Source organism: Pseudomonas sp. AL 58 (assembly GCF_036348395.1).
Taxonomy (GTDB): Bacteria; Pseudomonadota; Gammaproteobacteria; order Pseudomonadales; family Pseudomonadaceae; genus Aquipseudomonas; species Aquipseudomonas defluvii.
Map to the genome: position 1 here is coordinate 501,031 of NZ_JAZBQR010000002.1, position 25,396 is coordinate 526,426.

Sequence of the window (25,396 nt, forward strand, 5' to 3'; positions counted from 1 at the left end):
AGTGATATTCTTCGCGCCTTCGGTCAACCCGTGTCGTCGCGGCATGCCGGTTTGGCTGAACAGTCATACTTCCCCCATTATGGATATCGTTCGGGTCAGTTCATGAAGAAATCAGTAGGCGTACTTTCCGGTCTTGCGGTACTCGCGGCCTTGACGAGTGCAGGTACCTGGTACACCGGCAAGCAGTTGCCTGACGCCTTGAAGGCCTCTATTGCGCAAAGTAACGAGCAGGCCCAGAAGGCATTGCTTGGCACGGGCGCCAGTGCCAGCGTCGAGTTGGTTTCGCTGGAGCAGCACTTCTACACCAGTACCGCCCATTACCGTGTGAAGGTTGCAAACCTGGATGCCGGTGACGAGTCGGTGAGCCTCGAGTTGAACTTCGTTGATCGCATCGAGCACGGCCCGCTGCCATGGTCGCGCTTGAAGGCGTTCAAGCTGATGCCGGTCATGGCAACCAGCAACTATGCGCTGGAGAAGACTGAAGGTACCGCCAAGTGGTTTGCCGCGGCCAAGGAAGTTGCGCCGCTGCAGGGTCAGGTCAGCCTGGGTTATGACCGTTCGGTACAGGGCAGCATGAAACTGTTGCCGCTGGACGTTACCGGTGACGACGGCTCGGTGGTGAAATTCTCCGGCTTCAACCTGGATGTCGACAGCAGTGCCGATGCCGAGAAGGTCAAGGTCAATGGCACCATGGGCAGCCTCGCCATGTCGCTGGTGTCGCCTGACACTGCGCCGGTCAAGATCGACCTCAATGGCATGAATATTACTGGCGACCTGACCAAGACCACCTATGGCTTCTATGTGGGGCAGGTTGACTTCGGGTTGGCCAGCAGCCAGTTCGTGTTCGGTGATCAGCAGTCGACGTTGCTGCTCAAGGCGCTTGAGCAGCGCAACGATTACCGCGCTGAGGGCGACAAAATGTCGGGCCGCCTGACCTACAAGGTCGGCGACATCAGCTACGAGGGCAAGTCGGTCGGCAGTGCGCAGATGGTCATGAGCGTGAAGAGCCTGGATATTCCGGCGCTCCAGTCGTTGATGAGCTGGTATGAAAGCCATCTGCCCGAGATTCAGCAGGCCGCCGCCGAGGGGCGGTCCATGCCGCAGTTGGCGATGAGCCCTGAAGAAGAGGCGAAGGTACGCGAGGATATCCTGAAGATGCTCGCGGCCAAGCCGCAGGTCGCGCTGGAAGACTTGTCGTTCAAGACCGCCAACGGTGAAAGCCGTTTCAGCCTGGCGGTTGAGCTGAACAAGCCGACCTCGTTGGAGTTGCCGCCTGATCAGTTGGGTCGCCAATTGATCTCCCAGCTCAAGAGCAACCTGACGCTGTCCAAGCCGATGATCGTTGATCTGGCGGTTCTGCAGGCTGCCTTCCAGGGTGAAACCGACACCCAGGCGATTGCCCAGCAGGCGTCCATGACCAGTGAAATGGTCGGGCAGATGGCGCTGCAGACGCAGTTGGCCAAGCTGCAGGGCAGTGATGTCGTTGCCAACTTGAACTATGTCGATGGCCAGGTGGAGTTCAATGGGCAGAAAATGACCCTTGAAGAGTTCGCCGGGCTGGTCATGGCCAACCTCGGTGCCATGGGTCAAATCGGCGGTTGATGTGATGCAAGGGGCGGGCAGCCGAGGCTAAGGTTGCCTGTCCTTGGCCGCTTCAGGCCAAAAAAGCCTTTAGAATTCATCTGATTATCTGTAGCCTTCGGCCTCCTATGAAGCCGAGGCCGCAGAGGCTTTACGGTCCTGCCGCAACTGCCGTTCGGGCACTTGCCGACGGAACCTGTAGCCGATTTGCCGGGGCTCGGTGATACACTCGACTTACGCGTATCAGCGCCTGCAGGTCTTGCCGAACATGACGCATATCTCCGAACGCCTTCTGGTTCAAGCTCACTTGGATGCCAAGCAACCCAAGCCACTGACACCGGAAGAAGAAGCCCATTACCGTGCCGCCATCGCTGCTGAGCTCAAGGCGCAGGATGCGGTCCTGGTGGCGCACTATTACTGTGACCCGGTCATCCAGGCACTTGCCGAGGAGACGGGCGGCTGCGTGTCTGACTCGCTGGAAATGGCTCGCTTTGGTAACAAGCACCCGGCCAAGACGGTCGTCGTTGCCGGTGTTCGCTTCATGGGCGAAACCGCCAAGATCCTCAACCCTGAGAAGCGTGTGCTGATGCCAACGCTTGAAGCGACCTGCTCGCTCGACCTGGGTTGCCCGGTGGACGAGTTCTCGGCGTTCTGCGACAAGCACCCTGAGCGTACCGTAGTGGTTTATGCCAATACGTCGGCAGCGGTCAAGGCGCGGGCTGACTGGGTGGTAACCTCCAGTTGTGCACTGGAAATCGTTGAAAGCCTCATGGATAACGGCGAGACCATTATCTGGGGGCCGGACCAGCATCTGGGGCGTTATATCCAGAAACAGACCGGCGCCGACATGCTGCTCTGGGACGGCGCGTGCATTGTTCACGAAGAGTTCAAGTCGCGACAATTGGCGGACATGAAAGCGCTGTACCCCGATGCGGCGATTCTGGTTCACCCTGAATCCCCTGAGGCAGTGATCGAGCTGGCCGATGCGGTGGGTTCCACCAGCCAGTTGATTGCCGCTGCGCAAAGCATGCCGAACAAAACCTTTATCGTCGCCACCGATCGCGGCATTTTCTACAAGATGCAGCAGCTGTGCCCGGACAAGGTCTTTGTCGAAGCGCCTACCGCAGGTAACGGTGCCGCATGCCGCAGTTGCGCCCATTGCCCATGGATGGCCATGAACACGCTGGAGCGCACCCTGCAGTGCCTGCGTGAGGGCAGTAACGAGATTTTTGTGGACGCTGCGTTGATTCCGCAGGCCATTCGCCCGCTCAAACGCATGCTGGATTTCACCCATGCCGCGCGGATGAAGTTGTCCGGTAACGCCTGATACACGCCGAATCCTGCGACGGCAGGGCAGCCCCATGTGCTGTGGGGCTGCTGCCGTACGTGGGTTAGGCTCTGTACGAAAAGCCTTGATACTCGGTGATGCTGCGTTGAAAACAGCCTCGGAATGCTCATTTACAACCCGTAAACTCCGCTTCCTCGGCTGTTTTCGCCTTGCCTGACCTTCGTCTCAAGACTTTTCATACAGACCCTAGCGCATCATTTCCTTGACCATGCGTTGCTGCTCAAGCATTTCCCGTTGCCGTGCATCGAGGCGCGACGCCAACTGGAAGTTGTTGCCGGCACGGCGCTTGGCGTAATCAAGCTGCTGAATTGCCTGGTCGTAGTCGCCGACCAGGGCAAAGTACTCTGCGCGAGCCTGGTGCAGGCCTATCGTGTTGCCTGACAGGCCGCGTGCCTCGGCCACTTCATACCAGACATCCGGATCGTCTGGGCGGTTCTTCAGCAAACCGTCCAGCGCCTTTTCCGCTTCGGCTGGGCGATTCAGTTTCAGCAATACATCGGCCCGGGCCTGCTGCAGTGGGTAGCTGCCGGGGTAGAGGGTGAGCATCTTCGCCACCCGTTGTTCGGCGTCGGCCAGTCGATTATTGGTAATGTCCAGGTCGATTTGCGCCAGGTTGTAGGTGATGTCGTTCGGTGCCTTGGCCAGCAAAGGCTTGAGATTTTCGCGGGCTTCGTTCAGTTGGCCGCCCTTGGTTTGGGCGATGGCCAGGCCATAGCGCGCGGCATCGAGTGTGGGGTTTTCCTCGAGCATGGCGCGGAAGCGTTTGGCCGCAAGGCCGGGGGTGCCCTCGTAGGTCAATTGCACCCGAGAACGCATCAATTGGTAGCGCAGGCTGTCTTCGGTGCCGCCGGCAGGTGCCTGTTCGGCACGGTTGCGGGTGTCGGCAATACGCGACTCGGTCACCGGGTGAGTCAGCAGGAATTCTGGCGGCTTGGCGTCGAAACGGTACTGGCGCATCAAACGCTCGAACATGCTGGGCATGTTCCGTGGGTCGTAGCCAGCCTTTTCCAGGTTGATGATGCCGATACGGTCGGCTTCCTGCTCGTTCTGCCGGGAGAAACGCCGCTGCTCCTGGATCGCGGCAGCCTGGGAGCCGGCGATGGCGGCAATACCGGCATCCCCGGCACCGGAAGCTGCAACCACGATCCCCGCCAGCAGGGCCGCCATCATCGGCAGTTGCATGCGTTGCTGGGCTTCAACACCACGGGCAAAGTGGCGCTGTGACAAGTGCGCCAGTTCGTGGGCGAGTACCGAGGCATATTCGCCTTCGTTCTGGGCGTTGAGGAACAGCCCTCCGTTGACCCCGACAATGCCACCGGGCGCAGCAAAGGCGTTCAGCTCTTTGCTGTCGATCAGGATGAACTCCAGGCGTCGGTCCTGCAGTTGGCTGGTTTCGGCAAGCCGGTAGACACTGGTCTCGACATAATCCTTGAGCTGGGGGTCGGACAGTTGGCCGACATTGCCCCGCAACAGGCTGAGCCAGGCGCGGCCCAGTTGGTGTTCCTGTTGCGGCGAGACAATGGCCGAACTGGCGTCGCCGAGTGACGGAAGGTCGTCGGCATGGCTCGGTAGCGCCAACAGGCAGGCCAGCGTCAGCAAGGTGGGGCGCAGAAAATTCATGCACGAAGCTCTGGTCGACAAAGACCTTACTGTAGCCCGCTCGCACGTCTGCGACCAGAGGCGGTATTCTACCGGGCTTGCTTTGTATCAATGCCCTTGACCGGGCGCCTGCCAGGAGAGAACCGATGACCGATAGCCTGCCCTGTGACGCCGAGCTCGATGCCAGTGGCCTGAATTGCCCGCTGCCTCTGCTCAAGGCCAAGCTGGAGCTGAATCGGCTTGCCAGTGGCGCGGTGCTCAAGGTGATCGCCACCGACGCGGGTTCGCAACGTGATTTTCGCACTTTTGCTCAATTGGCAGGTCACACGCTGCTACTCGAAAAGGCCGAGGCCGGGGTTTTCAGCTATTGGCTGAAGAAAGCCTGAGTCTTCCCCCGTATTTAAGGATTGTTGATGTTCAAAGTGCTTCGCGACTGGATGCAGCGCTATTTCTCCGATGAAGAGGCAGTGGTGCTGGCGGTGCTGCTGTTCCTGGCGTTTGCCGCGATATTGACCCTTGGCGGGATGCTTGCGCCCGTGTTGGCAGGCATGGTCCTGGCGTTTCTCATGCAAGGCCTGGTCAATGCCCTGGAGCGTTTCAAGGTTCCCAGCAAGATTGCCGTGGCACTGGTGTTCACTCTGTTCATGGGGGCGTTGGCAGTGTTCCTGCTGGTGCTGGTGCCGTTGCTGTGGCATCAGTTGATCACCTTGTTCAACGAACTGCCCGGCATGCTTGGCAAATGGCAGTCGCTGTTGTTGCTGCTGCCGGAGCGTTATCCGCACCTGGTCTCGGACGAACAGGTCTTGCAGGCCATTGAAGTGATGCGTGGCGAGATCGGCAAGTTCGGCCAGTGGGCGCTGACCTTCTCGTTGTCCAGCCTGCCACTGTTGGTCAACGTCATGATCTACCTGGTACTGGTACCGATCCTGGTGTTCTTTTTCCTCAAGGACCGTGAACTGATCGCGCGTTGGGTCAGTGGATACCTTCCGCGTGAGCGGGCCTTGATGACCCGTGTGGCCGAGGACATGAACCGGCAGATCGCCAACTACATTCGCGGTAAAGGTATCGAGATCCTGATTTGCGGGGTCGCGACCTACATCGCCTTTGTCGCCCTTGGGCTGAACTACGCGGCGCTGCTGGCACTGCTGGTCGGTCTGTCGGTGGTAGTGCCCTATGTCGGGGCGGTGGTGGTGACCGTGCCGGTGACATTGATCGCCTTGTTCCAGTGGGGCTGGGGAGACCAATTCATTTACCTGATGGCGGTGTACGCGATCATTCAGGCGCTGGACGGCAACGTGTTGGTGCCGTTGTTGTTCTCCGAAGCCGTCAGCCTGCACCCGGTCGCAATCATCTGCGCCGTGCTGTTGTTCGGCGGGCTGTGGGGGTTCTGGGGGATCTTCTTTGCGATTCCGTTGGCGACCCTGTTCAAGGCGGTGCTGGATGCCTGGCCTCGCCGGGAACCGCCTGTGGCGCCATTGCTGTAACGTCAGGCAGGGTTGATCACCGGCAAGGCCAGATCCATCAGGAGCCGGCCTTGCCGACGATAGCGCTTCAGGCCTTGTTCAACGCCTGCGCTTGGGCCAGCACGGCTTCAACGTGGCCCGGTACTTTCACGCCACGCCACTCCTGGCGCAGTACACCATCCTTGTCGATCAGGAAGGTGCTGCGGTCTACGCCCAGGTATTCCTTGCCATAGAGCTTCTTAAGCTTGATCACGTCGAACAACTGGCACAACGCCTCGTCCTTGTCGCTGATCAGCTCAAACGGGAACGCCTGCTTGCACTTGAAGTTCTCGTGCGATTTGAGGCTGTCGCGGGAAACGCCGAACACCTCGGTGTCGGCCGCCTGGAAGGCCGCGTAGTGATCCCGAAAACCCTGGCCTTCGGTGGTGCAGCCCGGGGTGCTGTCCTTGGGGTAGAAGTACAGCACGACCTGACGGCCTTTCAGGGCTTCCAGGTTGATCTGCTTGCCGCTGGTGGCCTCGGCCTGGAAAGCGGGTACCGATTGATCGAGTTCAACAGCCATGGTGCATTCCTTACATGGGGTTTTGTGGGCGCCAGGGTTCGATCAGCGCATCCAGGTTGAGTGCGTCGGCGAAGTCCAGGAACTGGTCGCGCAGCCAGCTGATCTGTGTGCCCGCAGGCAGCGTCACGGTGAACGTGGCGTTGAGCATGGTGCCGCCGGTTTGCGGTGCCTGATAGGTATCGCAGGTCAGGTTCTCCAGCTCGACCCGGTGGTCGAGGAAGAACTGGCACAGCTCATTGATGATATCGGGCCGATAGGCGGCGCTGATGTAGGCGACGTACGGCAAGGATAGTGGGCGAACCTCCAGGCCTGCGCTGCGCACGACATTGACCGTGAAACTGTGCTTCTTGGCCAGGCTTGGGAGTGCAGCCTCGAGCCGCGCCAGTGCGTCCCAGCTGCCCGATACCTGGAGCACCAGTGCGCTGCATTCCCCGTGGCGTGTCAGGCGCGAGGTTACGACAGAGCAACGGTTGTCGTTGCTGGTGCGGCACAGGATGTTGGTCAGCTCCATGGGATTGGGGCCCAGGGCGCTGATGACAAGGAATTGTTCGCGAACGGTGGGGGTGGACATGCAGCATTCCTAAAGCGATGAGCGGTCGGTACGTGACGTGGCAAGAGGCTGTGCTGTATACCGTTCCGCCGCTCAGAATCGAGGGTCAGGGCGCAGCCGAGGTGCATCATCAGCAAGCCAGGGGGCTGCTGCGTACCGATCAAAGAGGGAAGGGTAGCGAAAACTGCTGCCGAGGGGAATGCTCCGGCCACCTGCTTCGCTTGTGCAAGCCCGATGGCGCCAGTACCATTACCGCTCTCTTTTTCCGGCAGGAGCAGTTTCATGATTGCGGGCAGTATGGTGGCATTGGTCACACCCATGGATGCACAAGGGCGTCTTGACTGGGACAGCCTCAGCAAACTCGTGGACTTTCACCTGAAAAACGGTACTCATGCCATCGTTGCCGTCGGTACGACCGGCGAGTCTGCGACCCTTGATGTCGAAGAACACATCAAAGTCATCGAGGCTGTAGTCAAACAGGTCAACGGGCGTATCCCGGTGATCGCTGGCACCGGCGCCAACTCCACGCGTGAAGCGGTCGAGCTGACCCGCAACGCCAAGAACGCCGGGGCTGATGCCTGCCTGCTGGTGGTGCCGTACTACAACAAGCCTACCCAGGAAGGCTTGTACCAGCACTTCAAGCATATCGCTGAAGCCGTAGACATCCCGCAGATTCTCTACAACGTGCCCGGCCGTACTTCCTGCGACATGCAGGCAGAGACCGTCATTCGTCTTTCGACCGTACCGAACATCATCGGTATCAAGGAAGCCACAGGCGACCTGAAGCGCGCCAAGGCCATCCTGGATGGCGTCAGCAAGGACTTCATCGTCCTGTCCGGCGATGATCCAACCGCCGTTGAGCTGATCCTGATGGGCGGCAAGGGCAATATCTCGGTAACCGCCAACGTTGCGCCACGCGAAATGGCCGACCTGTGTGAAGCCGCCCTCAAGGGCGATGCCGAAACGGCCCGTGCCATCAACGAAAAACTGATGCCGCTGCACAGGGACCTGTTCATCGAAGCCAACCCGATCCCGGTGAAGTGGGCGTTGGTGGAAATGGGCCTGATGCACAAAGGCATTCGCCTGCCGCTGACCTGGCTGAGCGAACCTTGTCATGAAACGCTGCGGCAGGCCATGCGCCAGTCCGGCGTACTGGTTTAACTGAGGAAGTACACCGCATGAAGCGATTGGCTGGTCTTTCCGCCCTTGCCTTGATTATCTCCAGCACCAGCGGGTGCGGCTGGCTGTGGGGTGAAGACGGTTACTTCCGTGACCGTGGCAGCGACTATCTGGAGGCTACCCAGAAGCCGCCGATGCAACTGCCACCGGATGTCAGCAGTGCCAAGCGTCTCGACCCGCTGCTGCCGATCCCGCGTAACGTCGCGGACAGCAGTACCAAGGGCGAGTTCGACGTGCCGCGTCCGCTGCCGTTGTCGGCGGCGGGTGAAGCCAGCGACTTCAGCCTGCAGAAGAGTGGTAACTCGCGTTGGGTACTGGCCCAGCGTGCACCGGCTGAAGTCTGGCCAGTGGCTCGTCAGTTCTTTGAAGACAACGGTTTCCGTATTGCCGAAGAGCGTCCGCAAACCGGTGAGTTCACGACCACCTGGCAGCGTTCCGACGAGCTGTCGGCCGCCATGGCAAAACGCTTGGCAAGCACCGCCACCAGCGGTGACAGTGAAATGCGTGCGCGTGTACGCATCGAGCCAGGTGTACAGCGGGGCACCAGTGAAGTCTATGTGGTGACTGCTGAGCGTCCGGCCGGCAGCACCGCCGAGGTTGATTTCCCGGCGCGTTCCGTCAATACCGCCGCTGATGCCCTGCTGGTCGATGAAATGCTCGCCAGCATGACCCGTAGCGCCGAGAAGGGCGGTTCCGTCTCGCTGCTTGCTGCTCGTGATTTCGATGCCCCTAGCCGTGTCAGCCTGAGCGAAGACGGCAGCGGCAACCCGGTATTGAACCTGGGCGCCGACCTTGATCGTGCCTGGTCCAGTGTGGGCCGCGCCTTGGAACACGGTGAGTGGCGTGTCGAAGACATAAACCGCAGCCTGGGCCTTTACTACATCAACCTGGCCGAGAAAGCCGAGAAGCACGACCAGGAGCCTGGTTTCTTCGGCAAGCTGTTGGGCAGCGAGCCGAGCAAGGAAGAGCGTGAAGCCCGTGCCGAGCGTTATCAGGTTCGCCTGAGCAAGGTGGGTGACAGCGTCCAGGTTACGGTCGAGAAAAACATCAACACCGTCGCGCCAGCTGATGTCGCTCGTCGTGTGTTGAGTGTCATTCAGGACAACCTGGGTTAAGTGCGCTTCGCCGTACTAGGAAGCGGTAGCCAGGGCAATGGTACGCTGATCGCCAGTGACGACACCTGTGTGCTGGTCGATTGTGGCTTTTCCCTGCGGGAAACCGAGCGGCGCCTGGCGCTGCTCGGCGTAGCGCCAGATCAATTGAATGCCATCGTCGTTACCCATGAACATGCCGACCATGTTCATGGCGTTGGTTTGCTGGCGCGGCGCTACAATCTACCGGTCTACCTCAGCCGTGGGACGCTGCGCGGGATGCGCAAGCCCGTCGAGGTCGCAGGCTTCCTGGCCGGTGACGAGCGGTTGCAGGTGGGAAGCTTGAGTATTACCGCTGTTGCTGTGGCGCACGATGCGCTGGAGCCACTGCAGTATGTGTTCAGTGACGGTCATCGGCGATTGGGTGTGCTGACCGACCTGGGTTCGTATGATGATCGGCTGTTGACTCACTATCAGGATCTGGACGCCTTGTTGATCGAGGCCAATCACTGCCGTGATCTGCTGGCCAGAGGGCATTACCCCTATTTCCTCAAGCAGCGGGTGGGTGGTGATCTAGGACATTTGAACAACCATCAGGCCGCGCGCCTGGTGGCCGAGTTGGGTTGGCACAAGCTGCAGCATCTGGTGCTGGCCCACCTCAGTAGCAAGAACAACCAGCCACAGCTGGCCCGGCAGTGTTTTGTCGACGCCTTGGGGTGTGACCCGGGCTGGCTACAGGTGGCCAATCAGGATTCAGGGCTCGACTGGCGCGAAATCGCCCGGCCCATCTAACTTAGCAAGCGGAGCCCATCATGGAAAAACGTGAAGAACTCTACCGCGGCAAAGCCAAGTCGGTTTACAAGACCGATGACGCTGACCGCTTGATCCTGCTGTTTCGCAACGACACTTCGGCGTTCGACGGCAAGCGTATCGAACAGCTCGACCGCAAAGGTATGGTGAACAACAAGTTCAACGCCTTCATCATGCAGAAGCTCGAAGAAGCGGGTATCCCGACTCAGTTCGACAAACTGCTGGGTGACAACGAGTGCCTGGTCAAAAAACTCGACATGATTCCGGTCGAGTGCGTCGTGCGTAACTATGCTGCTGGCAGCCTGGTCAAGCGCCTGGGCGTTGAGGAAGGCATCAAGCTGGAGCCTTCGACCTTCGAACTGTTCCTGAAGAACGACGAAAAGGGTGATCCGTTCATCAACGAATCGCACGTTGTTGCGTTTGGTTGGGGCACTGCCGAGCAACTGGCGAAAATGAAAGCGCTGTCGCTGAAGGTCAATGAAGTACTGACCAAGCTGTTCGACGACGCTGGCCTGCTGCTGGTGGACTTCAAGCTGGAGTTCGGTGTATTCCACGGCGAAATCGTGCTGGGTGACGAGTTCAGCCCGGACGGCTGCCGCCTGTGGGACAAGGAAACCCGCAAGAAGATGGACAAGGACCGCTTCCGTCAGGGCCTCGGTGACGTCATCGAAGCGTACGAAGAAGTGGCCAAGCGCCTGGGCGTACCGCTGTAAGCTGGCGTTTTAACGCAAGCGCCTGATACCACGCGAATTTTTTTCGCAAGGCGCTTTGCCTTTTGGCAAACTGCTGGTATCATGCGCGCCACTGGAGAGATGCCGGAGTGGCCGAACGGGACGGATTCGAAATCCGTTGTACTGGCAACAGTACCTAGGGTTCAAATCCCTATCTCTCCGCCATACATGAAGTACACGAAACCCCTGAAAGCGTTAACGCTTTCAGGGGTTTTGTGCTTTTGGGTGTCGGTTTTTCAGGCCGCTGCGGTGCAACGGCCCTCCGCGGGTTCAATGCTCGCTCTTCGCTCTTTTTATCCGGATCAGGATGAGCAGGAGAATGCTGATGGCCAGTGGGCTCATGGTCAGCATGGCTTCTTTTGGGGACATCTCCAGCCCCAGGGTGTGTGCGCCCGAGTAGAGCAGCTTGAGCAGACTCAGCAGGTAGTAGGTGATGGCGATGATCGACAGGCCTTCTACCGCGCGTTGGATCTTTATTTGAGTATCCGCGCGATTGCTCAGGCTCTTGAGGATTTCCGCGTTCTGCTCTTCCATTTCGACTTGTACGCGCGCCTGCAGCAGGTCGCCGAGGTTGGCGACGCTTTTGGCCAGTTGATCCAGGCGTTGTTCGGTGACGGCGCAGTATCTGACGGTGGGCTTGAATCGTCTTTCGATGAAGATACCGAGCCGCTGGCAGTCTCCGACATGGCTTTCCCGTAGTTCGCTCAAGCGCTCAAATACCAGTTGGGCATAGGCTTGTGTGGCGCTGAAGCGGTGCCGGGTTTTCGCGGTACTGCTGACCACTTGTGCCGACAGGTTGGCGATGTCGGCCAGCAGCGCCTTGGCATCGCCGGTCTCGGCGCCGGCGTTGCGCTCTGAGAGGTTGACCAGCGTTCTGTCGAAGGTATTGAGTTGAGTACTCAGGTTTTTCGCGGTGGTGAGTGAAAGCGAGGCCATCATGCGGTAGGTCTCGATTTCCAGCAGGCGCCGGATCATGCGCCCTTGACGGTACGCATTCAGGCGTTTGTTCACGAACAGAAAGCGATTGGTGCCATCTTCGCTCAAGCGGAAGTCGCTCCACACCACCGCATCGCCGCCACCTATGCAAGAGCCGCAGGGGTCTTTGAAGCCGAAGCTGGAAAGGTCACCGTTAAAGGACGTATCGGCGCGCACCACAATTTGTACGGCGTTGATCATATGCTGCAAGTAAGGCGCAACCCGGTCCATGAGGGCCTTTGGCGGCGGGCTCCAGCCAGGCTCGGGGTCGGATGAGGTCACCACCACTGTCAGGGTCAGAAACTCGGCGTGCCGCTCCCATTTCAATGCGTGACCTTCTAGCTGGGTGATGCCCTGAACAGTATCGGGATCGATGGGGTCGCGGCAGAAGCTGCTCAGGAGGGTGTCGCACGGCACCTCGTGGGTGAGGAATGCCATGTGGTAGACGTTCGCGGGCTCGTCGAAATACAGCGACGGACGGGCGTGCAACTCATTGTGCAGGGTCTTTCTTTGCGGGTGCATGTCGTTCAAGCCATCTTGGAATTGTTCTTGGCGCTCTCGATGATGCCGGTGACGAAGGTGGCCAGTGCTTGTGTCAGGTTCTGCTCACTCACCTGCACCTCACGCCCCTGGCGTCCTCACTCGTTAGCAATGATCGGGTTGAGGATTGATGCGTGGCTGCTTTTCAGTGCATCAATCTGCTGCTGTTCTTGGGACAGGCTGATGTGCGCCCGAGTCACCCGTTGCGGGCGATGAGTTTCCAGAACTGAAGCTGACAACGGCCTGGGTGACGGGTTGTCCGCGATCTATTGAAGCTGCATGTCAGCGTTATCCAGCAGCCAGTCCCTGAACGCCTGTAGCGCGGGCAGTGCCTTGTTACGGGGCGGGTACACCAGGTAGTAGCTGCGTGAACTGGCATAAGGCAGCGCCGGGCTGCTCAGCTCGCCACGGGCCAGTTCGTCGGTGATCAGGATCCTGGGTACCAGGCCGATACCGATGTCGGCGCGCACGGCCTGGATAAGGTGCGAGGTCAGTTCGAAGCTCGGCCCCAGGCGCATGGCCTGATGCGTCAGGCCATGGTGGATGAACCACTCGCCCCAGGCGTTGAGGTTGTTTGCGACGCTGAGCAGCACCTGTTTGCTGATGTCTTCGGGTGTCCAGCAGGGCCGTGTGGCGGCTAGGGTTGGCGAAAGGATCACCATCAGTTCTTCGGCATGCAAACGGTGGCAGATCAGCCCCGGCAGGTCGCTGGCCGCGACTACGATGGCGGCGTCGATGCCGCTGGTCGCGAAGTCGATGGGTTCGATCCGCGAATTGATATGCACCAGTACCTCGGGGTGGCTGCGGTAGAACTCATGCAGGCGCGGCAGCAGCCATTTGGAGCCAAAGGTTGGCAGGGTCGCCAGGCGCAGGCTGCCGCCGCCGGCTTGATGGGCAATCGCGTGCAGGGTGGCGCTGCGTACACGGCCCAATGCTTCGCTGATTTCTCGCTGGTACAGGCGCCCGACATCGGTGAGCTGGACGGCGCGGCCTTCACGACGGAACAGTGTCACCCCCAATTGGCGTTCCAGGATCTGGACCTGGCGGCTGACGGCGCTCTGGGTCAGCGACAGTTCTGCGGCTGCGCGGGTGTAGCTCTCGTGGCGGGCAGCGGCCTCAAAGGCCAGCAGCAGGGACATGGATGGGGTGAGGTTGCGGTAATTCATTCGTAAAAGTCATCGAAGGCTGCGTGAGTATCCGTTTGTGTCTGGCTTGAAGCTCCGGGATCATGGTCATCATCCCCTACCTGATGGTGTGCCAGCCATACCGTTTTAGCAGGTATTCATGATTAAACCGATATAAATGAGGCCATCCCCAATGATCGCCCGATTGACTGGTGTCACGCCGGCCACCCTGTATGCCGATTTCCTTGATGCGTTGCGCGCTGCCGGCTTCCGTGGCCAGATCAGTGCCGACTACGCCACCCGTACGGTACTGGCAACCGACAACTCGATCTATCAGCGCTTACCTCAGGCGGCGGTATTCCCGCAGGATGCCGAGGACGTGGCGCGTGTCGCTGCGTTGATGGCCGAGCCGCGCTTTCGGCAGGTCAAGCTGACGCCACGTGGCGGCGGCACCGGCACCAACGGCCAGTCGTTGACCGATGGCATCGTTGTCGACTTGTCGCGGCACATGAACAACATTCTCGAAATCAATGTCGAGCAGCGTTGGGTGCGGGTTCAGGCGGGGGTGGTCAAGGACCAGCTCAACGCCGCCCTCAAGCCCCACGGGCTGTTTTTCGCGCCAGAGCTGTCCACCTCCAACCGTGCGACCGTGGGCGGCATGATCAACACGGATGCCAGCGGGCAGGGCAGTTGCACCTACGGCAAGACTCGCGATCACGTACTTGAGCTGCATAGCGTGCTGTTGGGTGGCGAGCTATTGCACACCAGGCCCATCGATGATGAGGCGTTGGATCAGGCCTGCGCACAGGCCGGGCGCAGCGGTGAGGTTTACCGTATGGCCCGACAGATCCATGAAACCCAGGCTGAATTGATCGAGTCGACCTTCCCCAAGCTCAACCGTTGCCTGACAGGCTACGACCTGGCACACCTGCGCGACGAGCAGGGGCGCTTCAACCTCAATAGCGTGCTCTGCGGCGCCGAAGGTTCCTTGGGCTACGTGGTAGAGGCCAAGTTGAACGTGTTGCCGATTCCCAAGTATTCGGTGCTGGTCAACGTGCGTTACAGCAGCTTCATGGACGCCTTGCGCGATGCAAACGCGTTGCTGAGCCACAAGCCGTTGTCCATCGAGACGGTTGACTCGAAGGTGTTGCTGTTGGCCATGAAGGATATTGTCTGGCACAGCGTTGCCGAGTACTTTCCTGCCGACCCAGAGCGCCCGACACTGGGGATCAACCTGGTGGAGTTCAGTGGTGATGAACCGGACGAAGTGAACGCCAGGGTGCAGGCGTTCGTCAAACACCTGCAGGCTGACACCAGTATCGAGCGTTTGGGCCATACCCTGGCCGAAGGTGCCGAGGCGGTGACCCGTGTCTATACCATGCGCAAGCGCTCGGTGGGTTTGCTTGGCAACGTTGAAGGCGAAGTGCGCCCGCAGCCGTTTGTCGAAGACACCGCCGTGCCACCTGAGCAGTTGGCCGATTACATCGCCGAGTTCCGCGCCTTGCTGGACAGCTATGGCCTTGCCTATGGCATGTTCGGGCATGTCGATGCTGGCGTGCTGCACGTTCGACCGGCGCTGGACATGAAAGACCCTGCCCAGGCGGCACTGGTCAAGCCGATTTCCGATGCCGTGGCGGCGCTGACCCAGCGTTATGGTGGCCTGCTCTGGGGTGAGCACGGCAAGGGCTTGCGTTCGGAGTACGTACCGAGCTTTTTTGGCGAGCTGTACCCGGCGCTTCAGGCGCTCAAGGGCGCATTTGACCCGTACAACCAACTCAACCCCGGCAAGATCTGTACGCCGGACAGCAGCGAGAGCCTCCTCAAGGTTGACGAGGTGACACTGCGCGGTGACCTGGACCGGCAGATTGACGAGCGGGTCTGGCAGAGCTTCGACAGCGCCATGCATTGCAACGGCAATGGCGCCTGCTACAACTTTGACCCCAACGACGCCATGTGCCCGTCCTGGAAAGCTACCCGCGAGCGTCAGCATTCACCTAAAGGCCGTGCTTCGCTGATTCGTGAGTGGTTGCGCCTGCAGGGTGCGGCCAACATCGATGTGCTGGCGGCAGCGAAAAAGAAAACTTCCTGGCTCAAGACGTTGCCCGCCCGGCTGCGCAACAACCGGGCGCGCCAGCGGGGTGAGGCGGACTTCTCTCATGAGGTCTACGACGCCATGGCCGGCTGCCTGGCGTGCAAATCCTGCGCGGGGCAGTGCCCGATCAAGGTCAATGTGCCGGAGTTTCGCTCGCGCTTCCTCGAGCTCTACCATGGTCGCTATCAGCGGCCACTGCGCGATTACCTGATTGGTTCGCTGGAGTTCACGATCCCGTACATGGCCTATGCGCCAGGGCTGTACAACTGGGTGATGGGTTCGCAGTGGGTCAGTCGACTGCTGGAGCGTCATGTCGGCATGCTCGACAGCCCGCTGATCAGTCGCTACAACCTGCAGGCGACGCTGACCCGTTGCAATGTCCGACCGGCCAGCGTTCCGGCCCTGCGCGAACTGACGCCGGCGCAGCGCGAGCGCAGTATCGTGCTGGTGCAGGATGCCTTCACCCGCTACTTTGAAACACCGTTGCTGGCGTCTTTCATTGAGTTGGCTCATCGGTTGGGCTATCGGGTATTCCTGGCGCCCTACAGTGCCAATGGCAAGCCATTGCACGTTCAGGGTTTTCTCGGCGCGTTCGCCAAGGCGGCGATTCGCAATGCCAGCCAACTCAAGGTTCTGGCCGATTGCGGTGTGCCTTTGATCGGCCTGGACCCGGCCATGACGCTGGTCTACCGGCAGGAATATCAGAAGGTCCCGGGCTTGAGTGAGTGCCCGAAGGTTGCGCTGCCACAGGAATGGTTGATTGACGCGCTACCTGAGCGGGCGGTTTCCAACCCGGAGACCTTCCGCTTGCTGGCTCACTGCACTGAGAAGACCAACGTTCCGGCCAGTACCCGGCAGTGGGAGCAGGTGTTTGCTCGTCTGGGGCTGAAACTGGTCACCGAGGCGACCGGCTGCTGCGGCATGTCGGGTACATACGGCCACGAAGCGCGTAACCAGGAAACCTCGCGGACGATCTTTGAGCAGTCCTGGGCCGGTAAACTGGATAAGCAGGGTGAGGCGTTGGCAACAGGCTACTCCTGCCGCAGCCAGGTCAAACGCTTGGCCGACCGCACGTTGCGGCATCCTCTGGAGGTGGTGTTGCAGCACCTCTGTCGCTAAGGGGAGGGTCGAGAGCGGCTTACCTCAAGCCGCTCCATCGGAAAGCGGGTGTCAGTCGACGTTGAACAATGGCTTTCCCTCCTGCGTACTCAGTTGGGTTTGCCTTTTTGCACGTGAGCAACAATCTCATCCTTGAGTTTCAGTCGCTCCTTGCGAAGCTGGGTGACCCGGTCATCCGAGGCGCCATTGCCCTCCGCCACGACGACTTCGGCATCCTTGGCATTGTACTTTTCATGCAGTCGGTCGAGTTGTGGGTCGGTTTTCCTGAGGGCATCGAACGCTTCCTTGGTCAGATTAAGGTCTGCGAGCAAATCGTGCTTAACCGGCATGTCTCCACCTCTGCGGGCTACTGAGTAAGGGCTTGAGTTATGAGGATAGCCGTCTTTGCCAGGTTCTGTGGCAGGGCTGGTCTGTAGCCGTATTTCTCAATCCTGATGCGCTGCAATGCCTTGTCTTGGCAGGAAGTGCGGCGTGTATGAGGCTGGCTGGCAAAAAGGCATCAAACCCTTTGTTGCCATCTTTTTCACGAAAGTTTTATGAGGCGGCGCCTAGAGTTTCGGCAGTTTTAAAGCCGTGCCAACGCGCACTCTCTCGAATTACTTTTCAAGCGAAGTCTCATGTTCAAGGTAAAGCCGCTGCGTCCAGAATGGGTCACACTGATCGCTAGTTTGTATCTGCTGTTCGGATTCAACTTCACGCTTTGGCAGCACCTGTTCACGATTATTCAGGGAGACGGGCAAGGCATGCTGCTGCGCATGGCCTTCGCATTGATGCTGCTGTGCGCCTTCAATCTGATCCTGACGTTTCTGGCCTTCAAAGTTGTGCTGAAGCCTGTACTGATTGTGCTATTCATGATCAGTGCCAGCGTTGCTTACTTCATGAATCAGTATGGTGTGCTGATCGATGTGGGCATGTTGCGCAACGCTGTTGAGACCAATGCGACAGAAGTACGTGACCTGCTGTCTCTGAAGTGGCTTGCATACGTCTTGCTGTTGGGCGGTGTGCCGTCATTCCTGCTGATCAAGACCCCGATTCAGTACCGTGCCTGGCACCGTGAGTTGCTCAGCAAGCTGGTCGTCAGCGTGGGCTGTGTTGCGGCGCTCGGTGGTGTTGCGTTGCTCAATTATCAGGGCCTTTCTTCGCTGTTTCGCAATCACCATGAACTGCGCCTGATGATTGTGCCCAGCAACTATGTAGGGGCGTCGGTCGGTTTGTTGAGGGAGCGCGCAGGTTCTGCGGTCAAGTCATTCCACAAGTATGGTGAAGATGCGCATTTGGCATCATCCTGGCAGCAGCATCCACGCAAGTCGTTGACCGTGCTGGTTGTTGGCGAGAGCGCTCGTGCGGAAGATTTTGGCCTGCTGGGTTATGGGCGTGACACCACCCCGCAGTTGAGCCATGAGGCCGGCCTGATTGCATTCAACAATGTAACCTCGTGTGGTACCGAGACTGCGGTGTCGGTGCCTTGCATGTTCTCGGGAATGACCCGCAAGGATTACTCGGCCAGTGAGGCCAAGAGCCGTGAAGGGCTGCTGGATGTGCTTCAGCGTGCCGGGCTTGCCGTGCGCTGGCGTGACAACCAGTCAGGGTGTAAAGGTGCCTGTGATCGGGTGATGTTCGAGGATGTCAGCAACCTGAAGGACCCGGCGTTGTGCGCCGACAGCGAGTGCCATGACGATATCCTGCTCAAGGGGCTGGAAGCTTCCCTCGACAATCTGCAACAGGACACCGTACTGGTGCTGCACCAGATGGGCAGCCACGGGCCTGAATACTACAAGCGTTATCCCAAGGCCTATGAGCGATTTACGCCGGTGTGCCAGAGCAACGCACTGAACACCTGTAGCCGTGAAAGCATCACCAATGCCTATGACAACACGTTGGTCTATACCGACCATGTCCTGGCATCGCTGATCGATATCCTGCGCAGCAAGTCAGACAAAGTGGATACCGCAATGATTTACCTGTCCGATCATGGTGAATCGCTGGGTGAATACAACCTGTTCCTGCATGGCACCCCCTATATGCTGGCACCGGAGCAACAGAAGCATGTGCCGATGCTGGCGTGGTTCTCCGAGGGTTATCAGCACAGTTTCGCTGTCGACACGGCCTGCCTTGCCAAGAGCAGCAGCCAGCCGCTTAGCCAGGACAACCTGTTCCATTCGATGCTCGGTTTGCTGCAGGTCCAAAGTGGCGTGTACAAGCCGGATCTTGATCTGTTTGCCGGTTGCCGCCAGGTGACGAGCCGCTGACGGTCGTACCGTTTCCCGACGGTGGCCCGCGTTGTATATACTGCGGGCCATTGTTTGTGGGAGAGCCTTGTGGCCATCGATATTCACTGGATTTGCGACGACCGCAGCCTGGCCGAGCACTGCCTGCAATGGCAGCAACTGCCCTTCGTGGCGCTCGATACCGAGTTTATGCGGGTTGATACCTTTTATCCCAAAGCCGGTTTGATCCAGGTTGGTGATGGGGCACGGGCTTTCTTGATCGATCCCCTACAGATTGGTGACTGGCAGCCGCTGGCGCGCCTGCTCGAGGATCAGCAGGTGACCAAGGTGCTGCATGCCTGTAGCGAAGACCTTGAAGTGTTGATGCGCTTGACCGGTAGCTTGCCTGCGCCCTTGTTCGACACGCAGTTGGCCGCGGGGTACCTCAACCTGGGGTTCTCCATGGGCTACTCGCGGCTGGTTCAGGACGTGTTGGGCATTGACCTGCCCAAGGGTGAAACCCGCTCCGACTGGTTGCAGCGTCCGTTGTCGGAAACCCAGGTCAGCTATGCGGCCGAAGATGCCGTGCACCTCGCTGAGCTTTACGAGCGCCTGCGTACGCGGTTGTCGGATGACAAGTACGCCTGGGTACTGGACGACGGTGCGGAGCTGGTTGCGCAGATGCGCCGCGAAACCGACCCGTACGAGTTGTACCGCGAAGCCAAGCTGGCCTGGAAGCTGTCTCGCCAGCAACTGGCGGTCATGCGTGAGCTGTGTGCCTGGCGTGAGCGAGAGGCGCGAGCGCGTGATCTGCCGCGCAACCGGATTCTGCGTGAGCCATCCTTGTGGCCGCTTGCCCGGACCCAGCCTGACAACCTCTCGGCGTTGGCGAAAATCGAGGATATGCATCCCCGGACCATTCGCCAGGATGGTGAATTCCTGCTCGCTCTGATCAAGCAGGCCGCGAGCGTTGCACCCGCCGAATGGCCGCCGGCCTTGCCCGAGCCGTTGCCAATCGAAGCCTCGGGGGTGCTCAAGCAACTGCGTGCCATCGGTCAGGCTGAAGCCGAGCGCCTGGGCATTGCCCCAGAGCTGATGCTGCGCAAGAAAACCCTGGAAGCCCTGCTCAAGAGCGGTTTTCCCAATGGCCCTTATCAACTGCCCGACTCCCTGCGCGGCTGGCGCCGCGAGCGGATGGGCCAGGCGCTGCTTGACTGCCTCGCCGGTGCCGGAGAACAACGATGAAACGAATCTGTTCGATCTACAAAAGCCCACGCAAGAACGAAATGTACCTCTACGTACTCAAGGCTGATGGCCTGGAGCGCGTGCCTGAAGGCTTGCTGCCGTTTTTTGGAACCCCTTTGCATGCCTTCGACCTGGTGCTGACACCCGAGCGCAAGCTGGCCCGTGAGGACATCGCCAAGGTGCTGGAAAACCTCGATCAGCAGGGCTATCACCTGCAGATGCCGCCCGCAGAAGATGAGTACATCGAGCACTTGCCCGAAGAGTTGCTGCGTCGCAACGACCCCGTCTGATTACTGCCCTGAACATCCCCTGAATGCGGCCCATGCCATCGTGCCTGGCCGCATTCAGCGCTTCTGCAAGGTTGTATAAAACATGCGTGTTCTGATCGCCGAACAGGATCATGCCCTTTACGCTCGTCTGTTGCGTGAGAGGGCTCCTGACCTGGAGGCTCTGACCAGTGGTGACTCCGCCGAGCTGGCGCGTCAGGCTGCAGATTGCCCCGTGTGGCTAGGGCAACCTGATCTGTTGGCGAGCCTGTTGCGCCAAGGGCACCAGCCTCAATGGCTGCAGTCGACCTGGGCGGGTATTACGCCACTGCTCGCCAATGAACTGCCTCGCCATTACCGCCTGACGCGGGCGGTAGGGATTTTTGGCCAGGTCATGGCTGAGTATGTGCTGACCTACATGCTGGTCCATGAACGTGAGGTGCTGGCCCGGCTGGTCAGCCAGGTAGAACGTAAATGGGATGGTCGCCCCGGACGTACGCTGGAAGGTCGGCGCGTATTGATTGTCGGCACCGGTGACATTGGTCAGCGGGTTGCGGAGTTTCTGTTGCCCTTTGGCGTCAAGCTGTATGGCGTTGCCAGCCAGGCGCGTGAGCAGGCACCGTTCATCGAGGTGGCGGGGTTGAACGACCTCGGCCGGCTGGTTGGCGAGGCTGACTATGTGATCAACCTGTTGCCAGATACGCCGGCTACCCATGATCTCTACAACGCAGCGTTGTTTGCCCGGTTCAATCCGGATGCATTGTTCATCAATGCCGGGCGTGGTGTGGCGGTGGTGGATGTCGATCTGGTCAAGGCGTTGGAGAAGGGGCATTTGGCGGGCGCGGTCATCGACGTTTGTCGCCAGGAGCCTTTGCCGCAGCGCCATCCGTTCTGGACAGCCCTGGGGTTGTTGCTGACGGGGCACAGTTCGGCACCGACCTCGCCAGAGGCGATGGTGCAGTTGTTCGTTGAGAACCTGAAGGCTTACCGAGCCGGTGAAGCGCTGCGCGGCGAAGTGGATTTCAACCGCGGCTACTGACGGATCGCGTCCTGCAGGTGTTGGGCAGCAAGGTTGCCCAACACCTGGCAAGCGCCGTGTTTACAGGCTGAAGTCGCCTTCGGCGGCCAACTCGCTCAGCGGGCGGCGTGGGCTTGGGACTTCGCGGGCTTGCAGGCCTTCAGCAAGGCTGGCCTTGTCGCCCAGCTTGCCGATCGCCACGGCGGCATGCAGGTCATAGCCTTCAGGGATCTTGAGCTCTTTGCGGGTCAGGGCCTGGTCGAAACCGGCCATGCCATGGGTGTACCAGCCGCTCAAGCTGGCTTGCAGGGCCAGGTGGCCCCAGGCCGAGCCGGTGTCGAAGGTATGCCAAAGTGCCGGGGTTTCTTCGCTGGCGCCAGGGGCGGTGAAGGTGGTCTTGGAGGCAATAATCACCAAGGCCGACGCGTGTTGTGCCCAACTGCGGTTGAATTCGTTGAGCAGGCCCAGGTAGCGCTCCCAGTTTGGCGTGTCACGGCGCGCGTAAAGGAACCGCCAAGGTTGTGAGTTGTAGGCCGACGGCGCCCAGCGGGCTGCTTCCAGGAAGCTCAGCAGGGTTTCTTCGCTGATCGGCTCGGCAGTGAAGGCACGTGGCGACCAGCGCTGGATGAACTGATCGTTGATGGCATAGTCGGCAACACGGGGATTGGCGCTCATGTAGGCGTTCCTGACGGGATTGAGAAATGGCAAGTAGGCTCAAGCTACTGTGCCGAGTCAGCGCTGACAAGCGGTCTGGCAATGAGTGATGACACGACCTAGACTGGCGCCGCCGCGCCGCTGCACATGAATTGAAACAGGAATCTGACACGATGGCTGTTAACGCCGCCCCCTTCTGGATGCGCAAAACCCTCGAGCAACTTGACCGCCAGGAGTGGGAGTCGCTATGCGATGGGTGTGGTCTGTGTTGCCTGCAAAAGCTCGAAGATGAAGACGACAACAGCGTCTACTACACGCGTATTGCGTGCAAACTGCTGGACCTGAAGAGCTGCCAGTGCCGCGACTACCCGAATCGCTTTGAGCAGGTGCCTGACTGCATCCAACTCACGCCGGGAACGGCCGATCAGTTCAAATGGCTACCGCCAACCTGTGCGTATCGCCTGGTCAGCGAGGGGCAGGACTTGCCGCAGTGGCACTACCTGGTGTGTGGTGATCGCGAACAGGTGCATAAACAGCGTATTTCCCAGTCTGGCCGAATGCTCAGCGAGACGACGGTGGCTGAGGATGATTGGGAAGACTATCTGATCTTTCGCGCCAGTTGAGGCGTACAAGCGCGCTGGGGCGCGGCATGGTGTCGTTGCAAGGAGTCGTTATGCGTGTGCGTTACCTGTGGGTGCTGGCCCTGCTGCTGTCGAGTGCGCCCGCCTGGGCCAAGAAAGTCGATCTGGATTATCACGTCCAATTATTGCCGCAGACGGGTCTGGCGCTGGTCAGCCTGACCCTGGCCGATGGGGCCGTAGTGCGCAGCCTGGATTTCGATCTGGGTACCCTGGGCAACTACAGCGAATTCAAGGGTGAAGGCCAGTGGCAACTCAAGGATAACGGTCGGCGTGGCCTGTGGCAGCCGGCGGCGGGCAAGTCCAGCCTGACCTACAAGGTGCAGTTGGATCACCGGCTCAAGGGCGGCATGTACGACAGTCGAATCACCCCGAACTGGGCGCTGTTTCGCGGCGATGACCTGGTACCGCCCGCACGTCTGGATCAACAGGACGGTACCGAATTGGTGGCGCGTCTGACCTTTGAGCTGCCCAGCGGCTGGAAGAGTGTCGAAACTGCGTGGCCACGCATCGGCAAGAATCGCTTCCGCATCGACCAGGTCTCCAGGTTGTTTGACCGTCCGACGGGGTGGATGCTGGCGGGCGACATCGGTAGCCGTCGCAGCCGACTCGGGGATACCGAGGTCACGGTAGCCGCCCCGAAAGGGCAGGGTATGCGCCGTCTTGACACCCTGACGCTGCTGACGTTCGTGTGGCCGCAGTTGCAAGCCGTGTTTCCGCGCAATCCGCCCAAACTGCTGATCGTCGGTGGCCATGATCAACTCTGGCGCGGTACGCGCGCGGCAAACAACTCGATCTACTCGCACAGCAGCCGGCCGTTGGTGAGCGAGAACGGCAGCAGCCCCTTGTTGCGTGAGCTGGTGCGGGCCTTCGCCGGGGTCAACGACATCCAGCACAGTGACTGGATAGGTGAGGGGCTGGCCGAGTACTACAGCATTGAATTGCTGCGCCGCTCCGGTGGGTTGGCCGATGACCGTTATCAAGTCCTGCAGGACAGCTTGACCAAGGCCTCAGCCAAGGTCACCAGCCTGCGTGGTGCCCAGGTCGATGGGCCGACCATTGCACGCGCCGTGCTGCTGTTGCAGGCACTGGACCGGGAAATCCGTTTGCAGACCCACAACCAGCGCTCATTGGATGACGTGAGCCGGGCCATGATGCGCCTGAACAGCGTCAGCACCCAGGAGTTCGTTCAGCTCAGCGAGAGTGTGCTGGGTGGTTCGTCGAAGGTGCTGCAAACCAAATTGCTGGACTAGTCGTTACTTGAATTTCGGCCCGGACCGGGTGTTGTTGCCTTTGGCCATGCGGTCGTAGAGCACCACGTTCACAGTGGCTGCCAGGTTCATGCAGCCCTCGGTCGGTATGTAGATGGTTTCTTCGCACCAGTCGCGCACGCTTTGGTCGAGGGATCCGTCTTCAGGGCCGAAAATGTAGATGGCCCGGTCCGGGTGGGTGTAGGTCGGCAGCGGGCGGGCGCCCTCGACCAGCTCCACCGCAACGGGCGTGCAGCCCAAGGGAATGATTTTCTGCAGATCGTCGATGCCGATCAGTGGGATGTCGTAATGTACGCGCTTGGTATCGGTGACGAAGTCGCGGGCGCGTTCATAGCGTTTTCCCGTGTAAAACACCGAGTTGACGCCATAGCAGCCTGCCGCACGCATGACCGAGCCGACGTTTTCTGCAGATTTGGGGTTGAACAGTCCTATGCAGCTGTACCGTTTGTTCGCCACGTGCCGGGGCCCTTGAGAAAAAACACGATTATACGGGCTTGCCGGCACAGGCGGGGACGATCAGTCTTTTTTCAGCAAGCTTGCCAGCCCGGCGAACGGGTTGTGGGTTGCCTTGGCGATCGTCGGGCTGCTGGTCGACCCTTCGCTGAAGTACTGCTGGTCGGTATAGCGTGCGTGTTCGTTGTCGTGGCAGAACAGGCACAGCAGCTCCCAGTTCGAGCCGTCCTGGGGGTTGTTATCGTGGTTGTGGTCGCGGTGATGCACGGTCAGCTCGCTCAGGCGCTTGCCAGAGAACTCACGGGCACAGCGTCCACAGACATGCGGGTACATCTTCAGGGCCTTGTCGCGATAGCCCATTTCACGGTCGCGTTTGGCATCGGCGAGGATGCGGTCCAGACGTGCGGTGGCGGAGGAGGGTGTTGCCGAGCTCATGGAGGTACCTTTTTATCGGGCTTGTTACGGTTATGCCCTTGAGTTTAGCTGTTTGCCAAGGGAATCGGGCAGGCGCATTTGCTGTCTTAGGCGTAGCCTTTAGACAAACGGCCCGAAGGAGCACTGGTATGCGCTATCTGATTGCAGCAGTAATGGTCCTGACTACCCTGGGGGCTGCTTCAGCCCAGGACCTGCAACCACGGCCCATCGCGCCCGTTCCGGGAGCGCCGGGAACGCCAACGCCGACCCCATACCCGCAGGTGGCACCATCAAGTATCCCCAAGGCTGGCGATAGCCGCAGCGGTTCGCCCTTGTTGCCACCGATGCCGCTGCCGAACCCGCCGAAAGATCAGCCACTACCGGGGCTGACCCCCGCGCCGGACGTCGACAAGCCGACCAAGGACTAGGTCGATGGGCGGCTTTGCTCAGGCGTGGTGCGGCAGTC

Annotated in this window: 25 protein-coding genes and 1 tRNA gene; 17 read left to right on the forward strand and 9 right to left on the reverse strand. The window is 59.8% G+C overall.

The genetic code is table 11. The features are described 5' to 3' along the window. Positions 1-102 precede the first annotated feature (102 nt). Positions 103-1,602, forward strand: a complete 1,500-nt coding sequence (locus UIA24_RS02740) for a YdgA family protein (RefSeq protein WP_065759623.1) — start codon at positions 103-105, stop codon at positions 1,600-1,602. Between the two features lie 247 nt (positions 1,603-1,849). Next, positions 1,850-2,908: a quinolinate synthase NadA gene (gene nadA, locus UIA24_RS02745; RefSeq protein ID WP_065759622.1), complete on the forward strand. Its 1,059-nt coding sequence runs from the start codon at positions 1,850-1,852 to the stop codon at positions 2,906-2,908. Between the two features lie 207 nt (positions 2,909-3,115). Here the strand turns inward: nadA and UIA24_RS02750 are convergent, their stop codons facing one another. After that, on the reverse strand, positions 3,116-4,549 hold the full coding sequence (locus UIA24_RS02750) for a M48 family metalloprotease (RefSeq protein WP_330522122.1): 1,434 nt from the start codon (positions 4,547-4,549) through the stop codon (positions 3,116-3,118). Positions 4,550-4,674: 125 nt separating this feature from the next. On the opposite strand from UIA24_RS02750, the gene UIA24_RS02755 reads away from it, so the two are divergent. Both UIA24_RS02755 and UIA24_RS02760 read left to right on the forward strand, forming a co-directional pair. Then, the gene (locus UIA24_RS02755; RefSeq protein ID WP_065759620.1) at positions 4,675-4,914 is read left to right on the forward strand and encodes a sulfurtransferase TusA family protein; all 240 of its coding nucleotides are present in this window, start codon (positions 4,675-4,677) and stop codon (positions 4,912-4,914) included. Between the two features lie 27 nt (positions 4,915-4,941). Beyond that, positions 4,942-6,012 (forward strand): AI-2E family transporter, encoded by a 1,071-nt coding sequence (locus tag UIA24_RS02760; RefSeq protein ID WP_065759619.1) that lies wholly within the window; start codon positions 4,942-4,944, stop codon positions 6,010-6,012. 67 nt (positions 6,013-6,079) lie between these two features. Here the strand turns inward: UIA24_RS02760 and UIA24_RS02765 are convergent, their stop codons facing one another. Next, positions 6,080-6,553 carry a peroxiredoxin gene (locus UIA24_RS02765; RefSeq protein ID WP_065759618.1) on the reverse strand — a complete coding sequence of 158 codons (474 nt, stop codon included), beginning with the start codon at positions 6,551-6,553 and terminating at the stop codon, positions 6,080-6,082. A gap of 10 nt (positions 6,554-6,563) precedes the next feature. Continuing rightward, positions 6,564-7,124 carry a glycine cleavage system protein R gene (locus UIA24_RS02770; protein ID WP_065759617.1) on the reverse strand — a complete coding sequence of 187 codons (561 nt, stop codon included), beginning with the start codon at positions 7,122-7,124 and terminating at the stop codon, positions 6,564-6,566. A gap of 261 nt (positions 7,125-7,385) precedes the next feature. Here UIA24_RS02770 and dapA point away from each other — a divergent pair, with 261 nt between their 5' ends. The 5 genes from dapA to UIA24_RS02795 all read left to right on the forward strand — a co-directional run bounded on the left by dapA (position 7,386) and on the right by UIA24_RS02795 (position 11,079). Continuing rightward, positions 7,386-8,264 (forward strand): 4-hydroxy-tetrahydrodipicolinate synthase, encoded by an 879-nt coding sequence (gene dapA, locus UIA24_RS02775; protein ID WP_065759616.1) that lies wholly within the window; start codon positions 7,386-7,388, stop codon positions 8,262-8,264. Positions 8,265-8,281: 17 nt separating this feature from the next. Further along, a complete protein-coding gene (bamC, locus tag UIA24_RS02780) occupies positions 8,282-9,397 on the forward strand; it encodes an outer membrane protein assembly factor BamC (protein WP_330522123.1) in 1,116 nt (371 codons plus the stop codon). Beyond that, entirely contained in the window at positions 9,398-10,165 is a 768-nt protein-coding gene (locus UIA24_RS02785) for an MBL fold metallo-hydrolase (protein WP_065759614.1), read from the forward strand. Positions 10,166-10,185: 20 nt separating this feature from the next. Beyond that, positions 10,186-10,896 (forward strand): phosphoribosylaminoimidazolesuccinocarboxamide synthase, encoded by a 711-nt coding sequence (gene purC / locus UIA24_RS02790; RefSeq protein WP_009399599.1) that lies wholly within the window; start codon positions 10,186-10,188, stop codon positions 10,894-10,896. Between the two features lie 93 nt (positions 10,897-10,989). Continuing rightward, positions 10,990-11,079: transfer RNA gene (locus UIA24_RS02795), tRNA-Ser, on the forward strand. A gap of 105 nt (positions 11,080-11,184) precedes the next feature. On the opposite strand, the gene UIA24_RS02800 is transcribed toward UIA24_RS02795, so the two are convergent. Continuing rightward, complete coding sequence (locus tag UIA24_RS02800; RefSeq protein WP_330522124.1) at positions 11,185-12,411, reverse strand: DUF3422 domain-containing protein; 1,227 nt, start codon at positions 12,409-12,411, stop codon at positions 11,185-11,187. Between the two features lie 284 nt (positions 12,412-12,695). Beyond that, on the reverse strand, positions 12,696-13,595 hold the full coding sequence (locus tag UIA24_RS02805) for a LysR substrate-binding domain-containing protein (protein ID WP_065759248.1): 900 nt from the start codon (positions 13,593-13,595) through the stop codon (positions 12,696-12,698). 151 nt (positions 13,596-13,746) lie between these two features. Here UIA24_RS02805 and ydiJ point away from each other — a divergent pair, with 151 nt between their 5' ends. Continuing rightward, positions 13,747-16,764 carry a D-2-hydroxyglutarate dehydrogenase YdiJ gene (gene ydiJ, locus UIA24_RS02810; RefSeq protein WP_330522125.1) on the forward strand — a complete coding sequence of 1,006 codons (3,018 nt, stop codon included), beginning with the start codon at positions 13,747-13,749 and terminating at the stop codon, positions 16,762-16,764. Between the two features lie 89 nt (positions 16,765-16,853). Here the strand turns inward: ydiJ and UIA24_RS02815 are convergent, their stop codons facing one another. After that, positions 16,854-17,093 carry a YdcH family protein gene (locus tag UIA24_RS02815; protein WP_330522126.1) on the reverse strand — a complete coding sequence of 80 codons (240 nt, stop codon included), beginning with the start codon at positions 17,091-17,093 and terminating at the stop codon, positions 16,854-16,856. Between the two features lie 288 nt (positions 17,094-17,381). Here UIA24_RS02815 and UIA24_RS02820 point away from each other — a divergent pair, with 288 nt between their 5' ends. From UIA24_RS02820 to UIA24_RS02835, 4 genes are all read left to right on the forward strand, one after another. Then, positions 17,382-19,013 (forward strand): phosphoethanolamine transferase, encoded by a 1,632-nt coding sequence (locus tag UIA24_RS02820; protein WP_330522127.1) that lies wholly within the window; start codon positions 17,382-17,384, stop codon positions 19,011-19,013. 69 nt (positions 19,014-19,082) lie between these two features. Next, complete coding sequence (rnd, locus tag UIA24_RS02825; RefSeq protein ID WP_330522128.1) at positions 19,083-20,216, forward strand: ribonuclease D; 1,134 nt, start codon at positions 19,083-19,085, stop codon at positions 20,214-20,216. Then, positions 20,213-20,506, forward strand: coding sequence for a YcgL domain-containing protein (locus UIA24_RS02830; RefSeq protein WP_065759253.1), 294 nt, complete (start codon positions 20,213-20,215; stop codon positions 20,504-20,506). The genes rnd and UIA24_RS02830 overlap by 4 nt, the downstream gene beginning before the upstream one ends. An 82-nt stretch (positions 20,507-20,588) precedes the next feature. After that, complete coding sequence (locus UIA24_RS02835; RefSeq protein WP_330522129.1) at positions 20,589-21,521, forward strand: D-2-hydroxyacid dehydrogenase; 933 nt, start codon at positions 20,589-20,591, stop codon at positions 21,519-21,521. A 60-nt stretch (positions 21,522-21,581) separates the two neighbouring features. On the opposite strand, the gene UIA24_RS02840 is transcribed toward UIA24_RS02835, so the two are convergent. After that, the gene (locus UIA24_RS02840) at positions 21,582-22,175 is read right to left on the reverse strand and encodes a nitroreductase family protein (RefSeq protein ID WP_099773824.1); all 594 of its coding nucleotides are present in this window, start codon (positions 22,173-22,175) and stop codon (positions 21,582-21,584) included. 152 nt (positions 22,176-22,327) lie between these two features. On the opposite strand from UIA24_RS02840, the gene UIA24_RS02845 reads away from it, so the two are divergent. Continuing rightward, a complete protein-coding gene (locus UIA24_RS02845; protein WP_065759256.1) occupies positions 22,328-22,777 on the forward strand; it encodes a YcgN family cysteine cluster protein in 450 nt (149 codons plus the stop codon). 50 nt (positions 22,778-22,827) lie between these two features. Continuing rightward, entirely contained in the window at positions 22,828-24,045 is a 1,218-nt protein-coding gene (locus tag UIA24_RS02850) for a hypothetical protein (RefSeq protein ID WP_330522130.1), read from the forward strand. Positions 24,046-24,048: 3 nt separating this feature from the next. Here the strand turns inward: UIA24_RS02850 and UIA24_RS02855 are convergent, their stop codons facing one another. Together UIA24_RS02855 and UIA24_RS02860 are read right to left on the reverse strand one after the other, a co-directional pair. Then, on the reverse strand, positions 24,049-24,519 hold the full coding sequence (locus UIA24_RS02855) for an RNA methyltransferase (RefSeq protein ID WP_065759258.1): 471 nt from the start codon (positions 24,517-24,519) through the stop codon (positions 24,049-24,051). 60 nt (positions 24,520-24,579) lie between these two features. Next, positions 24,580-24,951 (reverse strand): YajD family HNH nuclease, encoded by a 372-nt coding sequence (locus tag UIA24_RS02860; protein ID WP_065759259.1) that lies wholly within the window; start codon positions 24,949-24,951, stop codon positions 24,580-24,582. A gap of 128 nt (positions 24,952-25,079) precedes the next feature. On the opposite strand from UIA24_RS02860, the gene UIA24_RS02865 reads away from it, so the two are divergent. Next, positions 25,080-25,358 carry a hypothetical protein gene (locus UIA24_RS02865; protein WP_330522132.1) on the forward strand — a complete coding sequence of 93 codons (279 nt, stop codon included), beginning with the start codon at positions 25,080-25,082 and terminating at the stop codon, positions 25,356-25,358. The last annotated feature ends 38 nt before the right edge of the window (positions 25,359-25,396 follow it).